The organism is Streptomyces sporangiiformans (genome assembly GCF_005768555.2).
GTDB classification, from domain to species: domain Bacteria; phylum Actinomycetota; class Actinomycetes; order Streptomycetales; family Streptomycetaceae; genus Streptomyces; species Streptomyces sporangiiformans.
On the sequence record NZ_VCHX02000147.1, the window covers coordinates 46,300 to 66,158 of the forward strand.

The window sequence follows — 19,859 nt, forward strand, 5'->3', positions numbered from 1 at the left end:
GTCAGTGCGCCCCCGTAGGATGGGCGTCATGGCCAAGACCAGTACGACGACGCAGGGGCTGCGAGCGGCGATCGAGCGCAGCGGCTACTACCCGGCCCTCGTGGCCGAGGCGGTGGAGGCCGCTGTGGGCGGCGAGGCCATCCAGTCGTATCTGGTCCATCAGGAGACGACCTTCGACGCCAACGAGGTGCGTCGCCATGTGACCGTGCTCGTCCTCACCGGCACCCGCTTCATCGTGAGCCACACCGACGAGCAGGCGGCGGACAGCACGTCGCCGACGCCGTACGCGACGACGTCCACCGAATCCGTGAAGCTCGGCCGGATCTCGTCGGTCGTACTCAGCAGGGTCGTCGCCAACCCGGAGAAGTACGTGCCGGGCACGCTGCCGCGCGAGGTCGTGCTGACCATCGGCTGGGGCGCGGTCTCCCGCCTCGACCTGGAGCCGGCCGCCTGTGGCGACCCCAACTGCGAGGCAGACCACGGGTATACGGGCAGTGCGACGGCGGACGACCTCAGCCTGCGCGTCAGTGAGGCCGGGGACGGCCCGGACGCCGTACGGCAGACGCTCGCCTTCGCACAGTCGCTCTCCGAGGCGACCGCGGATGTCACGCACTGATGTCCCACCCGTCTCCGCCGGCCCATGACGGAGGGCGCTCCGTGTCCGCCCCTGCCTCTCCCTTCTGGGACCACCCGGAACCGCTGGCCGTCGGCTCCGCGCCCGTGCCCGAGTACGGCGTCGGCTCGCTGGCCGACCTCCTGCCCACCCTCGCGGCAGGCATGGACGTGCCCGGGACGACCGCCCTCATCCCGGAGCTGGCCACCGCCGACCGGAACTGCGTGTTTCTGATCGACGGGCTGGGCTGGGAGCAGCTGAAGGCGCACCCGGACGAGGCCCCGTTCCTGACCTCGCTGCTGGCGTCGTCACGTGGCGGCACGGGCCGTCCGATCACCGTGGGTTACCCGGCGACCACCGCGACCTCGCTCGCCTCCGTGGGCACCGGCCTGCCGCCGGGCGCGCACGGGCTGCCCGGCTACACCGTGCGGAACCCGGAGACGGACGAGCTGATGAACCAGCTGCGCTGGCAGCCGTGGACCGCGCCGCGCGTATGGCAGCCGCACCCCACGATCTTCCAACTCGCCGACCAGGCGGGCGTGCACACGGCGCAGGTCTCGTCACCGGCCTTCCAGAACACGCCCCTCACCCAGATCGCGCTGAGCGGCGGCACCTTCCACGGGCGCCTCTCCGGCGAGGAGCGCATGGACCTCGCGGCCGAGCAACTGGCCGCCGGTGACCGCTCGTTGGTATACACCTACTACTCCGAGGTGGACGGCAAGGGCCACCGCTTCGGCGTCGACTCGGACCCCTGGCGCGGACAACTCATGTACGTGGACCGCCTGGTCCAGCGTCTGGCGGAGCAACTGCCGCCCCGCACGGCGCTGTACGTCACCGCCGACCACGGCATGATCGACATCCCCTTCGACGAGGAGCACCGCATCGACTTCGATGCGGACTGGGAGCTGCGCGCCGGCGTCAACCTGCTCGGCGGCGAGGGCCGCGCCCGGCATGTGTACGCGGTCCCGGGTGCCGAGTCGGACGTCCTGACCTGCTGGCGCGAGGTGCTCGGCGAGCAGTTCTGGGTGGCGTCCCGGGACGAGGCGATCGCGGCGGGCTGGTTCGGTCGGCCCGATCAGGTCGACGAGCGGGTGTACGCCCGTATCGGCGACGTGATCGCGGCGGCTCGCGACGACGTGCTGATCATCGCCTCCGAGCGGGAGCCGAAGGAGTCGGCGATGGTCGGCAACCACGGCTCGCTGACCCCCGTGGAGCAACTGGTCCCGCTGCTCGAGGTACGTTCCTGATTCATTGCCTCTGACGCCTCTGACGCCTCTGACGCCTCTCACCGGCCCTCATCGCCTCCCACCGCCGCTGTACGTCCCCGCTGCCGAAAGGTCCTCAACTCTCCATGCCCGAGCTGGTGTTCTTCTCAGGAACCATGGACTGCGGGAAGTCCACTGATTTGCTGGGGCATTCGCCATGTGTTGCTGGTGTTGTGGGCGGGGTTGTGTCGTCTGTTGCTGTTGTTCGCCTTGGCGGTGTGTGCCGTCTTCGTTCGATCCGGAAGGTCTCGCGGCCCTGATGTCCGAATTGGTGTTTTTCTCCGGGACGATGGACTGTGGGAAGTCAACTTTGGCGCTTCAAATTGGCCACAACCGGTCGGCCAGAGGGCTCCAGGGTGTGATCTTCACGCGGGACGACCGCGCGGGGGAGGGGAAGCTGTCCTCTCGGCTGGGGTTGGTGACCGAGGCGGTGGAGGCGGGCCCGGGCAGGGATCTGTACGGCTATGTGGTGGAGCAGTTGTCGCGGGGCGGCAAGGTCGACTACGTGATCGTGGACGAGGCGCAGTTCCTCGCGCCGGAGCAGGTCGACCAGCTGGCCCGCATCGTCGACGACCTGAATCTGGACGTGTTCGCGTTCGGTATCACCACCGACTTCCGCACCCGGCTTTTCCCTGGTTCGCAGCGGCTGATTGAGCTGGCCGACCGGCTGGCGACGCTGCAGGTCGAGGCGATGTGCTGGTGCGGTGCCCGGGCAACGCACAATGCGCGGACGGTAGGCGGGGAGATGGTCATCGAGGGCGAGCAGGTCGTTGTCGGAGACGTGCACCGGCCGGCGGAGGACGTGGGGTACGAGGTGCTGTGTCGGCGCCACCACCGTAAGCGGATGACCAGTGCCGCGGCTCGGGCAGCGGCCCTGTCCCCGGACGTGTTGCCGGTTGGGGCAGAGGTGGATGAAGGGGCTGCTTGAAGGGCTCGCCGGAGGGTGACATGGCGAAGATCGCAGCGTGGGAACGCGAGCCGGTCGACGGCGGGGCGTTCGCGGACGGGCCCGGCGTAGCGGGCGAGTGGTCGATCACGCCGTCCAGGTTCTCCGCCTGGTGGACGTTGCTGCAGGAGCCGAGGTGGACGGTGGAGCCGTCCGGTGCCGGAAGCGCATGGCCCGCTCACGCACCCCCGCGCCGGATGGAGTTGCCCTCGAAGGACGACGACTCGTCGGGCTCCGGTGCGTCGGGCTCGGGGTCGAGTTCGAGGCGACCGCTCTGCCCGAAGAAGGCGACCGGGTTGTCCCACAGGACGCGCTCCACCGCGGCCTTGTCGAACCCGGCGGCGAGCATCGCGTCGCCGGTCCTTCGTGTCTTCAGGGGGTCCGAACGACCCCAGTCGGCGGCCGAGTTGACGAGGACGCGTTCGGTGCCGTGCTCCTTGAGGACCTCGACCATGCGGTCCTCGCTCATCTTGGTCCGGGGGTAGATGGAGAACCCGGCCCAGCAGCCGCTCTGGAGGACGATGCCGACGGTGAGCTCGTTGAGGTGGTCGAGGACGACGAGGGCGGGGTCGATGCCCGACTCCTTGACGACGTCGAGGGTGCGGCGGGTGCCGGCGGCCTTGTCGCGGTGCGGGGTGTGCACGAGAGCGGGCAGGCCGTGGTGGATCGCGAGGTGCAGCTGGCGGGCGAGCGCGTCGTCCTCCTCGGGGGTCATCGAGTCGTAGCCGATCTCGCCGACGGCGACGACCCGGTCCTTGGCGAGATAGCGGGGCAGCTCGTCCAGCACCGGTACGCAGCGCGGATCGTTTGCCTCCTTGGGGTTGAGGGCGATGGTGCAGAAGTGCTGGATGCCGTGCTGAGCGGCGCGGTACGGCTCCCAGCCGAGCAGGGAATCGAAGTAGTCGTAGAAGCTCTCGGGCGAGGTGCGGGGCTGGCCCAGCCAGAAGGCCGGTTCGACGAGGGCCCGCACCCCGGCGGCGTACATCGCCTCGTAGTCGTCGGTGGTGCGGGAGGTCATGTGGATGTGGGGATCGAAGATACGCATGGTCAGGTAACTCCATCGAGTCCATCGGTTCCATACAGGGCGGCGGCGTCGGCCGAGGCGAGGGAACGGACGATCGGCAGGATGTCCTCGGGCACGGCGCGCCCGGCCACGATGCGCTCACGTGCGAAGTCGGCGAGCATCCGGGCGAGTTCGACATCGGCCCGGTCGCCGAGTCCGGCGACTCGGTCGAGCGGGATCTCGCAGAAGACGCAACTGAGGACGGCCTGCCGGTACACGGCGTCCGGGAGGTGCGCGGCGGCGTACGGGCCGAGGGCGGCCTCGATCAGTGTGTTGTCGTTGCCGCGCAGGGCCTCGCGGAGGAGGGGCAGGGCGAGGTCGCCGAGGTCTCCGGCGCCGTCGGGGCCGCCGGGGTCGAGCAGGGGCAGGGCGCGCAGCACGGCGCGCTGTTCCGCGGGGTCGCCGTGGTGGTGGAGGCGGGTCAGTTCGTCGGCGAGGGCCGGCCCGCGCAGGGGAAGGGCGGTGAGCAGGACGGCGCGGGCGGCCTCGTCGACGGTCCGGTGACCGGTGAGGGGGGTGTGCCCGCAGCGCCTTCGGACGGCGGGGAACAGGGCGCGTATCGCGGTGGGCCGGGCGGTGGCCTCGTCGAGCCAGGCGCGGCCCTGCGGGGTGAGAGCGGCGGGAAGCGCCGGGCGGGGGTCCGCCGGTGCTGAGGGGTTCGGGGTCGTGACAGCCATGGAGGGTCGACCTCCTGGGGGGGGTCGGGTCACTGGAGGGGGTGGCCGGGGCCGGGGTGACGACGGCTCGGCCGGGACACGGCCGGCGGGCGTGGTCAGTCCGCCGCGGCGCGCAGGAACTCGAGGGAGCGGCGGGCCACGTCGGGCGCGTCGAGGGAGCCGCCCTGGATCTCGACGGAGACCAGTCCGTGGTGTCCGAGATCGCGGAGCGCGGCCAGGACGGGCGGGAAGTCGATCTCACCGGCGCCGAATTCGAGGTGCTGGTGGACGCCCCGCCGCATGTCCTCGATCTGGACGTTGCGCAGCAGCGGGGCGGCCAGAGCCACGCAGTCCAGCACCGGATGCTCGTCGACGCAGTGGGCGTGCCCGATGTCCAGGGTGATCCCGAACAGTTCGTGGCCGTCGACCCGCCGGGCGAGTTCCAGGCAGCGTTCCACGGTGTCGACGAACATGTACGGCTCGGGCTCGAACGCGAGGGCCACCCCGCACCGTTCGGCGGTCTCCAGGACCGTGCGGACGCCGTCGGCGAGCCGCTTCCACGCGTCCTGCTCGGGCAGCCCGTCGGGTGCGGGGCCGCTGCACAGGTGGACCGTGGGCGACCCGAGGTCGGCCGCGATGCGGATGGCGCGCCGCAGCAGGTCGATCCGCTGCTCGGCGCCGCCTGACATCAGGGTGGGCCGGTGCTTGCCCCAGGGGTCGAGGAAGTAGGGGGCGCCGGTCTCTACGGTCACGTCCAGCCGGTGCCGGGCGAGCTGCCGCGCGAGCACGGCCACGCGCCGGGGCAGGTCGTCGGCGTAGGGGTCGAGGTGACCGTGGTCCAGGGTGAGGGCCACGCCGTCGTAGCCGAGGTCGGCGAGGACGGTGAGGACGTCGGCGAGGCGGTGGTGGGTGAAGCCGTTGGTGCCGTAGCCGAACTTCAGGTGGGTGGGGGGTGCGTTCATACGGGCGGTTCCTCACACGGAGGCGGGGGTCTCAGATCGGGGACATGCGCCGGGCCGGCGTCCCGCGGTGTGATGGCCGGCCATCGCGGCGGCGCCGGCCAGGGTGGACTTCAGGGGCAAGCGGCCGCTCCCGCTGCTCAACGACGTCGGCCTGGTCGCCGAGGAGTATGTCCCCGCCGACAACTCGGCAACTTCCCATAGGTGTTCACCCCCGTGCCCCTCATCCGGGTCGCCTACGAACTCGACCGGCACGCCCCCGCGCACCGGTGCGGTGTCCCGAGCCCCGGGGAGTGAACCTGCTGACTGGATTCCTGCGGCGGTGTTGGGCTCAGGCGGGTACAAGGCGGTGTTGGGCTCAGGCGGGTACAAGGATGTTCCACCCCTCCTTCTCCAGCCGCGCCCCAAGCAACCCGGCGGCCAACGGTGGGGCCGATATCTGGAGCTGGAGGCCGGAGGGCTCGGTGGACTGTACGACGCTGACGCTGGTTGTGTGGCGTTCGAACTCATCCACCACCGAGAGGAGCCGACGCAGTTCGCCGGGGCGGTCGGCGACGGCAACGCTGACGGTCTCGGCGCGGGTTCCGCGGTTCGCGGCCCTGCCGCGGACAGCACTGGCGCCCGTCTGCCCTCGGTACAGCAGGTCCTCGAGGCCGGAGAGAGCCCGTTGCCGCCCCTGTGGGTCGTCGAGGGCGAGATCGTGCAACGCGCTGAGTACGGAGTCCAGTTGCTTGGCCAGGTCGCCGAGCACCTCTGCCACGGCCGACGCGTTGGCGCGGAGGATCTCTGTCCACAACTGTGGATCGCCTCCCGCGATCCGGGTGATATCCCGCAGTCCCATGCCGCCGAGCCGCACGGCCTCTCTCGGCGCCTCCTGGATGCACGCCGCCATCAAGGAGGACACCAGGTGGGGGGTGTGGGACACCAGGGCGACGGCGCGGTCGTGTTCGGCGCTGTCCATGACCACCGGAACGGCCTTGCACAGGGCGACGAGTTCCAGGACGCCGTTGAGGACCGACTGGCTGTTGTCGGGGCTCGGGGTGAGCACCCAGGTGCGGTCCTCGAAGAGCTCCCGCCGGGCGGCGAGCGGCCCGGCCCGCTCGCCGCCCGCCATGGGATGACCGCCCACGTAGTCGGCCGGCCTGTGGCCGCTGGGCAACCCCAGGCTCGCGGGGTCTTTGACACTGGCCACGTCCGTGTAGGCACGGGCCAGACCGCGTGCCCGCTGCTCGGCCAGAACTTCGCCGATCCGCTGGGGCGGCACCGCGAGCACCGCGATGTCCACCTGCTGGGACGGAGCACCGACCGTGCCCGCCCCCAGCGCGGCGGCGACGCGAGCGGTCCGCTCGTCGGTGTCGATGAGGTGCACATCGACACCTCGGCTGGTGAGTGCCAGTCCGACGGAGGTGCCGATCAGCCCCGTACCCACTATGGCCGTCGTACGAATCATCGGGATCCTGCCTTCTTGAGCGGACTTGCCGATCGGGATCAGCGGCTCAGGATTGTTCCTGAGCAGCCCTGAACGGCGCCCAGAAGAGGCGTCGTTGGAAGGGATACGTCGGCAGGTCGACCGTACGGGCTCCGCGTTCAGCGAGTACGGCTCCCCAGTCCACGCCACCGATGTGGGCCTCGTACTGGGCCAGGGCCGTGAGTAGGCCGTCGACCCGGCGCATCGCACGGTCCTCGACGTTCGGTGCGCCGGTGCCGACTTCGTCCGGGAGCAGGGGGAGCCGTGCCGTCATGTCGGTGCCGCTGCCGCGCAGCTCAAGGGTGGTGCCTGGGGCTGGGGTGCTCTCCGAGGCGTGGCTCCGCAGCCAGAGGGCGGGGTCGCGGAGGTCGTGCGGGGTGAGTGGCTGCCCGGCGGTGAGGGACAGCGGGATCCACGGCGTCTCTGGGGACAGTTCGGCCACGAGCTTCGTAAGGTGCTCCGCGGCCTCCTGACGGTCCTCGTCCGGTCCGCCCTCCGCCCGATGGGCCCGGACCGTGGCAATCCTCAGGGCGTCGGCGAACGGCAGCGCGCCCGTCACGTGGGCGGCCAGGGCAAGGGCGTCCGGGTGAGCCGTCACGCTGCCGGGCCGGACGTCCCAGCTCTCCAAGAGGTGCAGCAGCGCCAGTCCCGAGAGGAAGGCTCGCAGTTCGTCGGCCGGAGCCGCCCCGGATTCCGGGGCTCGCAGGAGTTCGTCGGCGTCGACCGACTCGCCCAGCTCCTCCCCGGCCCGCTCGCACAGCGCGCGGAGCTGGGCGCCGAACGCCGGGAACGCCTGGTGCAGGCGAGGGGCTTCCTCGGCCGCCAGCCTCGCTCCGGCAGCGTCGAGGGTGAGGACGCATGAGGCGTCCGCGTCGGGGTCGTCGGCGCGGGAGCGGTGGAGTCCCGGCGAGGTGCCACCGCTCGCGAGAGCGTCCAGGCCACGCAGCAGGGCGGAGCGGTCGTGGGCCACAACGACCGCGCGGTGCTCGAAGCGTGCCCGGGTGGTGGCGAGCGAACAACCGATGTCCAGGTCCGACAGACCTGGCCGGGCGGCCACGTGCTCGCGCAGCCGGGCCGCCTGGTCGCACAGCTCGGATGCGGTGCGCGCGGAGAGCAGCCAGGGCACGGCCGGGTCGCTGGAAGCGTCCGCGGAACCTGGTACGGGAACGGAAGGTGACGACTTGTCGGCGATCGCGACCGCAGCGGGGACATCCCCGGCAGGGCTGCCGGCTCCGACGAGCGCCACCGTCTCATCGGCCCTCTCCTGCGGCGCAGACTCCACGATCACATGTCCGTTGGTGCCGGTGATCCCGAAGGAGGACACGGCGGCCCGGCGCGGTTCGCCCGTCTCGGGCCATGGCTCGGGCTCGGCGAGCAGCCGGATAGTCCCCGAGGACCAGTCGACATGGGTGGTGGGCTCTTCGACGTGGAGGGTCCGGGGGATGCGACCGTGCCGCAATGCCATGACCATCTTCATGACGCCGGCCGCTCCCGCGGCGGCGAGCGAGTGGCCGATGTTGGACTTGAACGTGCCGAGCAGCAGTGGGCGCTCGGGGGCGCGGTCCCGGGCGTAGGTGGCCTGGAGTGCCCGTACCTCGACGGGGTCGCCGAACTCGGTACCGGGGCTGTGTGCCTCGACGACGTCCACCTGGTCGGGGCGTAGACGGGCGTCGGCCAGCGCGCGGCGAATCAGCCGTTCCTGGGCGGGAGCGTTGGGGGCGGTCATGCCGTTGCTGGTGCCGTCCTGGTTGACGGCGGAGCCGCGGATCACGGCGAGCACCGGGTGCCCGTTCCGGCGCGCGTCCGAGAGCCGTTCGAGCAGGATCAGGCCGACGCCCTCGCTGAGCGCGAAGCCGTCCGCGTGGGCCGAGAACGACTTGGCGCGGCCGTCGGGCGCGAGCCCCCGCTGCCGGCTGATCGCCGCGAATGCGCCGGGCGTCGAGTTGATGGACGCCCCGCCCGCGATCGCCAGGGACGACTCGCCGGAACGCAGGGACTGCGCGGCCAGGTGGACGCAGACCAGGGCCGAGGAGCAGGCGGTGTCGATGGTGAGCGCGGGACCTTCCAGGCCCAGCGCGTACGCGATCCGCCCGGAAAGTGAGCTGCCGAGGCTGCCCACCAGGCTGTGGCCCTGAAGTTCCTCGGGCTCCTGGTCCAGGGGCGCCGAGTAGGACTGGTGCGCCACGCCGACGAACACGCCGGTCGGGGTGGCGCGCAGGGATGAGGGGTCGATCCGGGCGTGCTCGATCACCTCCCACGAGGTCTCCAGCAACAGCCGCTGCTGGGGGTCGGTGGCGTACGCCTCGGCGTCAGTCATCCCGAAGAACTCGGCGTCGAACAGACCGGGTTCCGTCAGGAATCCGCCGCCTCGGGAATAGGTCGTGTTGTGGCTCCCGCGCTCGGTGTCGGTCAGCGCCGTGAGGTCCCAGCCTCGGTCGGTGGGCAGCGGGGTGATCGCGTCCGTGCCCTGATCCGCGAGCCGCCACAGGTCGTCGGGGCCCTGCACGCCCCCGGGGTAGCGGCACGCCATGCCGATGACGGCCACCGTCTCGTCCTCGTCGCGCGGGGCGGGACCCCCGTTCTCGGAGCCGGCCGGCCCCACCGACGCGCCGCCGTCCCGCAGGAGGCTCGCTTCGAAGTGCCGGGCGAGCGCCTGCGGGGTGGGGTGGTCCAGTAAGACGGAGTTCGTCACGGTCTGTCCGGTGCGGTCGGCGAGCGCCCGGCGCAGCCGCATGGCCCGTCCACCGCTCACCCCCAGTTCCCTGAACGAGCGGTGCATGTCCCAACGCCGTATGCGTTTCCCGGTCTGTGCCATCACGTTGAGTACGAGGTCCTCCAGGGCACGCAGACGGTCGTCCCGCGACAGCTCCGCCAGCCTTTCCAACGTGTCCTGCCGGGAATTTTCCGGTGGCGGGGGAGACGTGCTCTCCGACGGGAGCAAGCTGTTTTGAGACGAGCTATAGGGGCGATGTTCCGTTGAACGGAACGACGGATTCCCCAAAGGCTGAAAATGAGTGTCTCCCGCAGCCTCTCGTGACATTTCCCTCACCCTTTCCCGGGGGCGTCGCCACCCTGGGTTCACTATTGGTTAACTATTGCCGCCAGCTTGACGCGTGACGATATGTCGAGCTTTCGATATATGTTTCGCAGATGAAAGTTGACAGTGTGGGGCGACAGCGACATCTGCTGTGCCGTCTGACGATTGGTCATCCCCGCAGCGACCAGACGAGCGATGGCCTGCTCGGTATCCGTCAGCGCCATCCATCCCGTACTCGGCCGATCGACGTTGTTCCAATGGCGCCTGCGCACACCCCGCTCCCGCAGGCTGTGGCGAACCCGGGCGGCGTCCCGAAGCGCGCGGGACCGCACATAGGTCTCGGCGGCCGTCTCCAGATGGCCTATGGCGGTGTCCCGGTCCTCGGTCATACCGCCGAGGTCCTCCTCCGCCCAGGCTCGTGACCACGGGTCCTGGTGCAGGTCGGCCGCGACCCGGAGGGCGTCGGCATCGCCCTCCAGCAGCCCCCGCGCGTGCTCGGCCGCCGCACTGAGGACGTGCCAGTCGGCGTTGGTGTCGGCCAGCGAGTCCGCGGCGACCACGGTCCGGGCGGCGAGCTCTGGCCGGTCGGCGGCCAGCGCGGTGCGCACCAGCCAGGGCGCGGTGTAGGGGGCGTAGAGAAGCATCGCGTACGTCGTGATTCCCTCGGCGAGCAGCCGCTCGGCCAGGTCCACGGCGGCCCGGGGGCCCTCGTGGGCCTCGGTCACCATAAGCACGGCCCACAGCGTCGGCTGCGTGACCCCGCTGGACCGGCCGGCCAGCAGCGGGTCGCTGAGGATTCCGGCATGCCTCACGGCGGCCTGCATCTGCGTGCGCCGCAGCGCCGCGATCGCCAGGACCGCGTGGGCAAGGAGGGCGAGCGTACCCGTGCCGTACTGCTCACCGAGCTCGAGCCCCGCGGTGGCGGCCGCCACCGCGGCCCCGATGTCTCCCCGTTCGAGTGCGAGCAGCGCGCGCAGGCTCTCGGTCACCGCGTGCCACCCATGGCTGCCTCGTTCGTCGGCCTCCGCGACGAGCGCCCGCAGCTCCACCTCCGCTTCAGCGAACTGGCGCAGGCTCACCAGGCACTGGATGTGGATCGACTGACAAAGGAAGGCGCCCGCCTGACTGCCTCCGGCCGGCGAGAGGCCGGTCTCGGTGTGGTCGCTGAGCAAGGTGAGGCTTTCCCCAATACGCCCGTTGCACCAAGACCGGAAACTGCTGAGATACCGAAGGTCAGCCGCCCCGCCGAAATCGTTCTCCTGTGTGGCGATCCCTGACATCTGCGGCCCCGCATCGGCGTAGCCCCACCGGTGGGCGAGGTAGTCCACCAGCAGCGCGATCTCACGTGAGGCGCGGTCGGGTCGGTCCAGCAGCTGCTGGGCCTCGGCGGTGGCGGCCTGGAAATCGCCGCTGAGTATGTGCAGGAAGGTGAGCTTGGTCCGCAGCGCGCCGACCGAGTCCGGCTTCAGCGGCCGTTTCAGGGCGTCGCTCAGACAGCTGACGGCCTCTGTCATGAGGCCGCGGAAAGCCAGCCCGTCGGCCCTGATTCGCAGCAGCCGGAACTGTTCGTACTCGTCCAGCAGCGACAGCCGCAGCGCCTCGGCGGCGAGGTCCGCGGCGCCGCCGGGATCGGTCGTCGCCCTGCGCGCCACCGCCTCGGGCAGGCTCGTGGCGGCCCGGCGGTCCCCACTCTGGGCCGCGCGCAGCAGATATTCGTCACCCACGGTGTCCTGGTCGCCGGAGACGAGGAGCTGGTGACCGACGTCCCGCAGGAGGGCACCTCGGACCGGGAGCGGCACATTCTCCCTGACGGCCTGCCAGACGAGCGTGTCCTTGAAAGTGGCGCAGGAGCCGCCGTCGACCAACACCCCCGCTTCCTGCGCCTCCCGGACGGCGGGCAGCAGGCTCAGCGGGGTCTGGCCGAGGGCGGTGGAGAGCTCCTCCAGGTTGAACGACTCCCCCATGACCGAGGCGACATCGACCATCCGGCGAGTACCGACGGACAGGCCCACGAGCCGGCTGCGGGCAAGTGAACGGATCTTCGCCGGCAGCACACCCTGGGGGTCGAGCCGGGCGGTACCGTCCTGCCCCTCGACGACGCCGGCCTCGACGAGACCATCCAGGATGCTGAAGAGCTGTGCTGGTACGCCATCGGCATAGGCGCAGATGTCCATGATCGCGGGCCCCGGGGGCATCCCCAGGACCTCGGCTGCGATCTGCCCGACCGCCTCGTGCGACAGCGGCAGCAGCCTGCAGCGGACCACGGCCAAGGTCTGGTCGCCGTGCTGCTGCACCTGCTCGTCGTCGGACTGGAGCGGGTCCGTGCAGTCGTCGGAGCAGGAGAGCAGGACCACGAGGGGTCGGCGCAGCCGCCGCCCGATGATTCGGAAGATCCGTGCGCCCGACATGACGGACCTCACCCAGTCTATGTCGTCGATCGCGATGACGACGGGCCCGTCCAGGCTGTTGCCCGGGTGGTAGAAGTCGACCCAGTCGGACCACCGGTGAGCGAACTGCTCGAGTGTCGGGGCGTCGGACAGATCGTCGAGGAAGTACCGGAGTGATATTCCAGATAATCCTGCGCCGTTGAGCCGTACGACTTCCAATCCGGCCTTGGCGGAGTGCCGGCATGACGATTCCAGGATCCGTGTCTTCCCCATGCCGCGAGCACCGGTGATGATCATGAGTCCTGTTCCGGTCTCATCGCCTCTCGTCAGCAGCGTGTCCAGAAGACCCAGTTCTTTATTGCGTCCGTATAGGCAAGTCATCTGACACCTCCCATGTCGCGCCGAAAGATGCGCCGCCGTGATCCATCAGGATGGCGTTTTCCTGGCCGCCCCCAGTTGGACGCCATCGAGAATCGGTCACTTACCGGAGCGGGGCGCGGGCCGGGTGAACCCGAGTAGCAGGACGACCGGAACCAGACCGACGAGTACGGCATTGGTCGTCATGCCCGCGCCCGTGAGGATGTCCGTGTAGCGGACCAGGACTCCCGTGACGCCCGCCATCAGGACCAGCGACACAAGCGCCACGCCGAGGATGGACGATCTGCGCGGCAACTGCGGGTTGCGCCAGAAGAACACCACGACCGCCAGGGCCGTGATTGCCTGGAGGAGCACCACACCGATGATCCCTGGGGTGTTCAGCCAGATCAGCATCGTCCGGTACGGGTCGCTGCCGGCCGCCGCGAAACCGCTGATCACCACGATGGACACCAGGCTCTGCCACGTCCCGGCAGTGGACGGTGACCGGTGCAGGGGATGCACCCGCGACAGCGTGGCGGGCAGCATGCCCCGCACGGCCAGGGAGTGGGCGTAGCGGTTCACGGTGTTGTGGAAGGCCAGCGCCGAGGCGATCACGCTGGTGAGGATGAGTACCTTCATGACGTCCGCGATCCAGGCGCCCGCGTAGCGTTCGGCGGCGATGTAGAACATGTTCTTGGTGTTCTCGACCGAGACGGCGACTACCCGCTCCGGCCCGAACGCCTGGATGACGCTCCACACCACGAAGGTGTAGAAGATGCCGAGGAAGGCCAGTGTCACCACGGTCGCCCGGGGCACGGACCGGTCGGGGTCACGCGCCTCCGAGCGGTATACGGCGGTGGACTCGAAGCCGAGGAAGGAGCCGAAACACACCGTCAGGGCGGCCGCCATACCGGCGGTGAAGGTGTGCGACGGGTGGAACGACTCCAGGGAAAGCCCGTTCGCCCCGCCCTGGACGACGACGGCCCCGGCCACCAGGGCCAGTGCGACCGCCTCGGCGGCCAGCAGCACCCCGAGCACCCGCGCCCCGACCTCGACGCCCCGGTGCCCCAGGAACCACACCAGGAGGACGCCCAACAGCGCGGGGACCGCCCAGTGCACGCCCACCCCGAAGAAGGTGCGCAGGACCAGGTCGGCGGAGCTGCCCAGGATGGCGTAGCCGCTGATCTGGATGCCGTTGTACGCAAGCAGGGCCAGCAGCCCCGCGCCCGAGCCTGCCCGTCGGCCCAGCCCTCGCTCCACGTACGCGTAGAAGGCGCCAGGACGGTCGACGTACTTGGTCATCGCGATGAACCCCACGGCGAACAGGGCCATGACCAGGCAGGCGATCAGATAGCCCGCGGGGGCGCCGATGCCGCCGAGCAGGATGCTGAGCGGCGCGATGCCGGCCATCACGGTGAGCGGCGCGGCGGCGGACAGGACCATGAGGGTGATCCCGGAGGTCCCGAGGGCTCCTTGCCTGAGCCGTCGGTCGGGAGGCGCGACGGCCTGCGGGGTCAGGGATTCGACCATGGCTGTGCTACCCGGTCCTTTCGGTCGGCGGTGGTGGAGTGGGCGTCGGTGGACGAGGACGTCGGTCTCACCTCGGTCGTGGGACGGGGCGGCAACGGTCTTCAGGCGTGCGGCGAGCCTCGCCGTTCATGCATCCGATATCCGTACGGCGGATCCCGTCCGCAGGCAGGGTCACGCCCTCAGCGGTACGGTCAGGTCGCCGCGCATGAATCCGCACAGGACGTCCGGGTCCCAGCCGCCCATCCAGAACGTCACGCGCCAGGGGGCGTTGAGGTCCAGTCCGGCGCCGCCGGGCAGTTCGCCGTGGAGGATGGGCGTGCCCAGCAGCGGGAAGTCGAACTCTTCGACGGCCGTCATGTTGACGACGCGCTCGTCGGCGGGGTTCTTCAGCGCGATGTCGAGTTCGCGGATCCGCTTGCCCAGGGCCGCCTTCTGCAGCCGGGAGAGGCTGGGGTCGCCGAGTTCGGCGGCGAGCTCGGCCCGCCGTTCGACGCGGTTGACGTACGGGCCATGGATGCCGGTGGCCGAGGCGACGAGCGCCGCGTCCGTGCGGAAGGAGCGGCCCCCGTATGCCTGGAGCACCGACTGCGGCACACTGTGCACGTCGGCATCCGGGGCCTCGGGGGCCATGACCATGGTCCGCTCCAGCCGGGGCTTCCCGTCGGCGCCGCCGACCCTCAGGCGGAACGGCACGATCGGCTCCTGGCCGGCCACGTTCAGTACGAAGTTGCGGTTCTCGAACCGGGGGCGGTCCAGTAGCTCCACCCGGCCCCCCACCAGACCGTCGGGCAGGTCCGTCCCGGCGACGGTGGCACGAGTCACCCGTACACCGACTTCGGGGGCGTGGCTGCGTACGGTGCCGGGCGGGGGGTCGTGCAGCACGATCACGCGGTCCAGGTCAGGCTCTCCGGCCAGCGCGAAGGTGCTGCCGCTCGCGCCCCTGGGCTCGTCCGTGGGGTCCGGGTCCGTGGCCAGTCGGCACATGAACCAGCCGCCGAACTCGATGCGCATTGCCCGCTCATCACTCATGGGCGAATCCCGATCTCGTCCTCGACGAAGGAGCGGCACATCCGTTCCACGTCCTTGGCCATGAGTTCCGCGCGGTGCCGCAGACGGGGTGGCACGGGCGCCGCGTTCATGTGGTCGGCGAAGCGGCGGGCGCGGCCTGCCAGGTCGGCCAGGCGCTCGGCGAACACCCGGTGCGCCACGTCGCGTTCGGGGATCAGGGCCAGGCCTCGCTGGAACTCGAACGGCGGGCCTGCCGTGACTGACGGGTTCCCGGTGAGCGCCGGGAGTTCGCTGAGGATCTCGCCGAGGGGGCGGGTGAACATCGTCATCAGGGGGAAGAACGCGATTCGCTGGATCCGCTTCTGTTCGGCCGGCGACTCGTCCACTCGGCTGTAGAAGCGCAGCAGCATCAGGACGAGCAGGCTGTAACCGGCGTCGAAGAGTTCGGCCGCCTCCCGGGCCAGCGGCTCGCGGATGACGGTCGCACCCTCGGCGTCGGCGGCGAGCCGTACGACCGGGTTGTCGAGCATGGGACGGGCGGGCTCGAAGGGCCGGCCGCTACGGGTGGCCTCCTCCACCTCGGCGGTGAGCTGGGCCTTGATGCGCAGCAGCCGGTTGTAGTGGGAGTCTTCCTCGTCCTCGGTGGCCCCCTCGCCCTGCTCCACGATCAGATCGACGGCACGCAGCGCCGAGGCCCGGTTGTTGATCACGAAGGGCTCGACGCCGTATCCCACCGTCACGTCGTCGTCGAAGACGCCCTCGGGGTCGATCACGGCCGCCGTGTCGACCTGGCGGAGCTCGGAGCCGATGAACAGATCCTTCTCCTCCACCGTCGTGATGATGTGCCGGATCCGGTCGTAGAGCTGGCCCACCGTCAGCCGCAGGTCTTCTCCCGTTTCGTCGTCGGACGGCTGGGCGCGCAGCAGCGCGGACGGTAACTCGTAGGAGAGGAAGCGTTCCAGCGATGTCGCGGAGAACGGCTCCAGCGCGGCGACCGTGCCCAGCGGGTAATACCGCTCGGGCTGCGGGAAGTTGGGGCGACGCAGGTACGCGGCGCCACCGACGGAGGCCAGCAGGTTGAGCACCAGCCCCAGGTGGAGCATCTCCTCGCGGGCCAGCAGCAGCAGCTGGCCCTTCCACTCGCGGACCAACTCGGCCTGGACCTCGTCGAGGCCGCCCTCGTCGGGCCGTGTCTTGAGGGAGAAGGCCGCGTAAAGGTACTGGAGGCACAGTGAGTGCTCCAGCTCCGCCACTTCGCAGAGCGCCTCAGTGAGCTGGGCCCGCGCGGCCCACGCCCGATCGTCGGTCAGCACGCCGTACGCCTCACTTTCGCCAGCCACTTCGGTGAGACGGCCGAGAGATCGTCGAGCACCGCATGCGCGGTGGAGTGGTCAAGGAAGCGGGTGGCCGACGTGGGGACGGCCACCACCGTCATCCCGGCGGCCCGTGCCGCCGCGATGCCGCTGAGCGAGTCCTCGAACGCCACGCTCGCCTGGGCGGGGACGCCCAAGCGGCGCAGCGCCTCAAGGTATACGGCCGGGTCCGGTTTCCGATCGGTGACGTCGTCGCTGGTGACGACGGTGGTGAACCACTGGGTCAGCTCGTAGTGCCGCAGCCAGCGCTCCACCCATCGCAGGGGCGAGGCCGAGGCGATGGCCAGCGGCAGTCCGGCCGCGTGCAGCGAGGCCAGGGTCTCCCGCACGACGGGCATGAGCCGTACGTGTTCGTCCGTGAAGTACACGTTCCACAACTCGTCGAGGCGTTGGCGCAGCCGGGTGCGGTCGGGGTGGCGGGCGCCCTCGCGGGCCGCGAGCAGGCGGTCGAACAGCCGCTCATAGCTGGCGGGTTGGCCGCACACCTCCCTGGCCCACCACTCGACCGGCAGTTCACCGTGGCCGTACTCGCGGTACAGGGCGCTGCACGCCAGCAGGTCGGGTTGGATGGAATCGACGATGATGCCGTCGAAGTCGAAGATCACCGCGGCGACCGGTAGCGCGGTCCGCTCGCGATCGTCCTGTGCCTCTGTTATCACTATGACAGCCTCAGATTTATCTCTCTCCGGTGCCGGGCAGGACCGGACTCAGCGCTCGGCCGACACAGCGGACGGGGGCGCCTGCCACCGTGATCGGGCCCGGGGTCCAGTCTTGCGGCCAGGCCTGCCCGCCCACACCACCCGATCGATCATTACCTGCTGGTAAGCCGGCCGGGTGCGGGCCCTGTTCAGGGCCAAGCGGAAGCGATCCCTCCACAGGCCCCCTACTGGATGCGGTGCCGCGCCGAGCGCACTACTCGATCACGTGGTGTGGCACCCCGCGTCTCGGTGCGACGCTTCCCCAGGCAGGAGCCGTTGGTCCGGCGCCACCCGGGCGCGGACCGGCCCGGGACCTAACGGAGGGTGCCGTCATGAGATACAGCACGTTGGGGAGTACCGGGCTGAAGGTCTCCCGGCTCGGCCTCGGGACGACGACGTTCATGGGCATCTTCGCCCGCCGCTCTCCGGACGACTGCGTACGCGTCCTGCGACGCGGCCTGGACGCCGGCATCACACTCGTCGACACCGCGCCCTCGTACGGCGATGGCCTGGCCGAGGAGATGGTGGGCCGGGCGCTGCGCGGCCGCCGCGACGAGGTGGTGCTCGCCACCAAGGTGGGTAGCTACGTACCCGAGACCTTCGACTTCTCCCCCGGCCGGATCCGCGCCGGCCTGGAGGACAGTCTGCGCCGACTCGGCACCGACCATGTGGACGTGCTCTTCGCCCACGACATCGAGTACGGGCGGCCGGAGCAGATACTCGGCGAGGTACTGCCCCTGCTCGCCACGCTCCGCGACGAGGGCAAGACCCGCGCCGTCGGCGTGTCCGGGCTGTTGCTCGAACCACTGGGTACGGCCGTCGAGCAGGCCGGGGCCGATGTCGTACAGACGTACTGCCGCTACGGCCTCCACGACCAGAGCCTGGCCGAACCTGCCACCGGCTGGCGCGCCCGGGGGGTGGCCACGATACTGGGCAGCCCTGTGGTCATGGGCCTGCTCACTCAGGCAGGCCCGCCCGAATGGCACCCGGCTCACCCGGCGCTCAAGGCTGCCGCCCGCGAGGCCGCCGCCCTGTGCACCGCACACGGCACCGATCTCGCCTCCCTCGCCATGCGGTACGCCCTCGCCTGCCCGCACCTTGACGCGGTGCTCACCGGCGCAGGTGATCCGGTCCACCTCGACCGCAACCTGCTGGCGGTGGAGACGGCCGCCGAGCCCGGGCTGCTTGAGGCGGTGCTCGGGTGCTTCGCCGATGTCGCCGAGAGGACGTGGCCGAGCGGCGACGGCGCGTGGGGCGCGCCGGGTTCGTGACCTTTCTGCCCCGTGACTGCGGCGAACGCGTGGCTTCCCCGAGTCCGTGACTTTCTCGACAGCCGGACCGGCCGCCCCGCCGAGTACCGCTTTTCCCGACGACTCAGGAGGTTTTGTATGACTGTGTCCGACGGCCGGTCCGGCCGTCCGCTCCGGTTCGGGGTGGTGGGGCTGGGCTTCGGCCGGTGTCACGCCCAGGAGATCGCCCGGATGGACGGTGCCGACCTGGTGGCGGTTGCCGATCTCGACCCCGAGAGCCAGGGCCTTGACCTGGATGCCTTCGGCGGGGAACTCGGCGCCAGGGCCTACCGCGACGGCCTGGGCATGATCGCCGAGGAGGAGCTGGATGCCGTCGTCCTCGCCGTGCCGCCGCGCGGCCGGGAGAAGCTGATCCGCGAGGTGGCTCAGGCGGGGCTCGCCCTCTTCCTGGAGAAGCCGTTCGCCACGGACGACGCGCACGCCGAGGCACTGGCCCAGTTGTGCGCCGAGTACCCGGCGACACCGGTGATGCTGGACTTCTGCCTGCGGCACCTGCCCGCGGTCGTACGGCTGCGGGAACTCCTCGACGGTCCGCTCGGCCGGCCCCTGGTGGCCAACGCCGATCTGGTGCTGCCCCGCGACGACAGCCCCGCCTGGGTGTGGGACCCGGCCAACGGCAACGGCATCGTGAACGAGAACACCTGCCACACCTTCGACACCCTGGGCTTCCTGCTGGGCGAGCCGGTCTCCGTGCACGCCGAGGGCGGCGCCTACCGCAGCGGCTCCCTGGAGGACGGCATCGCCGTGACCATCCGGTACGAGGGTGGCGGCACCGCGGTCGTCACCGGCGGCAACCTCGGCGTCGAGGCCCTGCGCACCCCGGCCCGGCTGTCCGTCTGCACCGAGCGGGGGCAGGCCGTGCTGACCGGAGGCGACCACATGGTCAACGCCCTGACGTGGGCCACCGCCGAGCACACCGAGGCCGTGCGAGAGAACTGGGAGCTGCCTTCCCGAGGCCGGATCAGCGCCGCCGCCCTGCGCCACTTCGTCGACTGTGTCGGAGCCGGCACGCCCCCGGCGCCGGGCGTCCCCGAGGGGGTGCGCGCTGTCCGGCTGGCGATGGCGGTACGGGAGTCGCTGACGACCGGCGGGCGAGTGCGGGTGGCCCGGGCGGGCGCCGCGTCCTGACAGACATCAGCAGGAAGCCGTACGACGGACCACAGCGGTCCGTCGTACGGCTTCCGTGATC

The 19,859-nt window shown here is 70.6% G+C and carries 15 protein-coding genes; 5 read left to right on the forward strand and 10 right to left on the reverse strand.

Going from position 1 to position 19,859, the window contains the following annotated elements; genetic code table 11:
- Positions 1–28 precede the first annotated feature (28 nt).
- The 3 genes from FGD71_RS22525 (at position 29) to FGD71_RS22540 (ending at position 2,806) form a co-directional block, all read left to right on the forward strand.
- On the forward strand, positions 29–616 hold the full coding sequence (locus FGD71_RS22525; protein ID WP_171059775.1) for a DUF5998 family protein: 588 nt from the start codon (positions 29–31) through the stop codon (positions 614–616).
- Positions 616–1,860: an alkaline phosphatase family protein gene (locus FGD71_RS22530; RefSeq protein WP_119102310.1), complete on the forward strand. Its 1,245-nt coding sequence runs from the start codon at positions 616–618 to the stop codon at positions 1,858–1,860. Before FGD71_RS22525 ends, FGD71_RS22530 begins: the two co-directional genes overlap by 1 nt.
- A 277-nt stretch (positions 1,861–2,137) precedes the next feature.
- A complete protein-coding gene (locus FGD71_RS22540; protein ID WP_119102311.1) occupies positions 2,138–2,806 on the forward strand; it encodes a thymidine kinase in 669 nt (222 codons plus the stop codon).
- 196 nt (positions 2,807–3,002) lie between these two features.
- Here the strand turns inward: FGD71_RS22540 and FGD71_RS22550 are convergent, their stop codons facing one another.
- From FGD71_RS22550 to FGD71_RS22595, 10 genes are all read right to left on the reverse strand, one after another.
- The gene (locus tag FGD71_RS22550) at positions 3,003–3,869 is read right to left on the reverse strand and encodes a TatD family hydrolase (RefSeq protein WP_119102312.1); all 867 of its coding nucleotides are present in this window, start codon (positions 3,867–3,869) and stop codon (positions 3,003–3,005) included.
- 2 nt (positions 3,870–3,871) lie between these two features.
- Positions 3,872–4,564: an EboA domain-containing protein gene (locus FGD71_RS22555; protein ID WP_181359257.1), complete on the reverse strand. Its 693-nt coding sequence runs from the start codon at positions 4,562–4,564 to the stop codon at positions 3,872–3,874.
- Between the two features lie 95 nt (positions 4,565–4,659).
- Entirely contained in the window at positions 4,660–5,505 is an 846-nt protein-coding gene (locus FGD71_RS22560) for a sugar phosphate isomerase/epimerase family protein (RefSeq protein ID WP_119102313.1), read from the reverse strand.
- A gap of 355 nt (positions 5,506–5,860) precedes the next feature.
- Positions 5,861–6,952: a prephenate dehydrogenase gene (locus tag FGD71_RS22565; RefSeq protein WP_119102314.1), complete on the reverse strand. Its 1,092-nt coding sequence runs from the start codon at positions 6,950–6,952 to the stop codon at positions 5,861–5,863.
- A gap of 46 nt (positions 6,953–6,998) precedes the next feature.
- Positions 6,999–9,854 carry a type I polyketide synthase gene (locus FGD71_RS22570; RefSeq protein ID WP_162931203.1) on the reverse strand — a complete coding sequence of 952 codons (2,856 nt, stop codon included), beginning with the start codon at positions 9,852–9,854 and terminating at the stop codon, positions 6,999–7,001.
- 197 nt (positions 9,855–10,051) lie between these two features.
- The gene (locus FGD71_RS22575; RefSeq protein WP_140935928.1) at positions 10,052–12,667 is read right to left on the reverse strand and encodes a helix-turn-helix transcriptional regulator; all 2,616 of its coding nucleotides are present in this window, start codon (positions 12,665–12,667) and stop codon (positions 10,052–10,054) included.
- A gap of 204 nt (positions 12,668–12,871) precedes the next feature.
- The gene (locus tag FGD71_RS22580) at positions 12,872–14,281 is read right to left on the reverse strand and encodes an APC family permease (protein ID WP_119102317.1); all 1,410 of its coding nucleotides are present in this window, start codon (positions 14,279–14,281) and stop codon (positions 12,872–12,874) included.
- Between the two features lie 171 nt (positions 14,282–14,452).
- Positions 14,453–15,310 (reverse strand): hypothetical protein, encoded by an 858-nt coding sequence (locus tag FGD71_RS22585; protein ID WP_140935929.1) that lies wholly within the window; start codon positions 15,308–15,310, stop codon positions 14,453–14,455.
- A complete protein-coding gene (locus tag FGD71_RS22590; RefSeq protein ID WP_162931204.1) occupies positions 15,307–16,602 on the reverse strand; it encodes a ferritin-like domain-containing protein in 1,296 nt (431 codons plus the stop codon). Before FGD71_RS22590 ends, FGD71_RS22585 begins: the two co-directional genes overlap by 4 nt.
- Positions 16,596–17,321, reverse strand: a complete 726-nt coding sequence (locus FGD71_RS22595; protein ID WP_240436713.1) for an HAD family hydrolase — start codon at positions 17,319–17,321, stop codon at positions 16,596–16,598. The genes FGD71_RS22590 and FGD71_RS22595 overlap by 7 nt, the downstream gene beginning before the upstream one ends.
- Before the next feature lie 371 nt (positions 17,322–17,692).
- On the opposite strand from FGD71_RS22595, the gene FGD71_RS22600 reads away from it, so the two are divergent.
- Together FGD71_RS22600 and FGD71_RS22605 are read left to right on the forward strand one after the other, a co-directional pair.
- Complete coding sequence (locus tag FGD71_RS22600) at positions 17,693–18,631, forward strand: aldo/keto reductase (RefSeq protein ID WP_119102320.1); 939 nt, start codon at positions 17,693–17,695, stop codon at positions 18,629–18,631.
- 117 nt (positions 18,632–18,748) lie between these two features.
- Positions 18,749–19,798 (forward strand): Gfo/Idh/MocA family protein, encoded by a 1,050-nt coding sequence (locus tag FGD71_RS22605; protein WP_119102321.1) that lies wholly within the window; start codon positions 18,749–18,751, stop codon positions 19,796–19,798.
- The last annotated feature ends 61 nt before the right edge of the window (positions 19,799–19,859 follow it).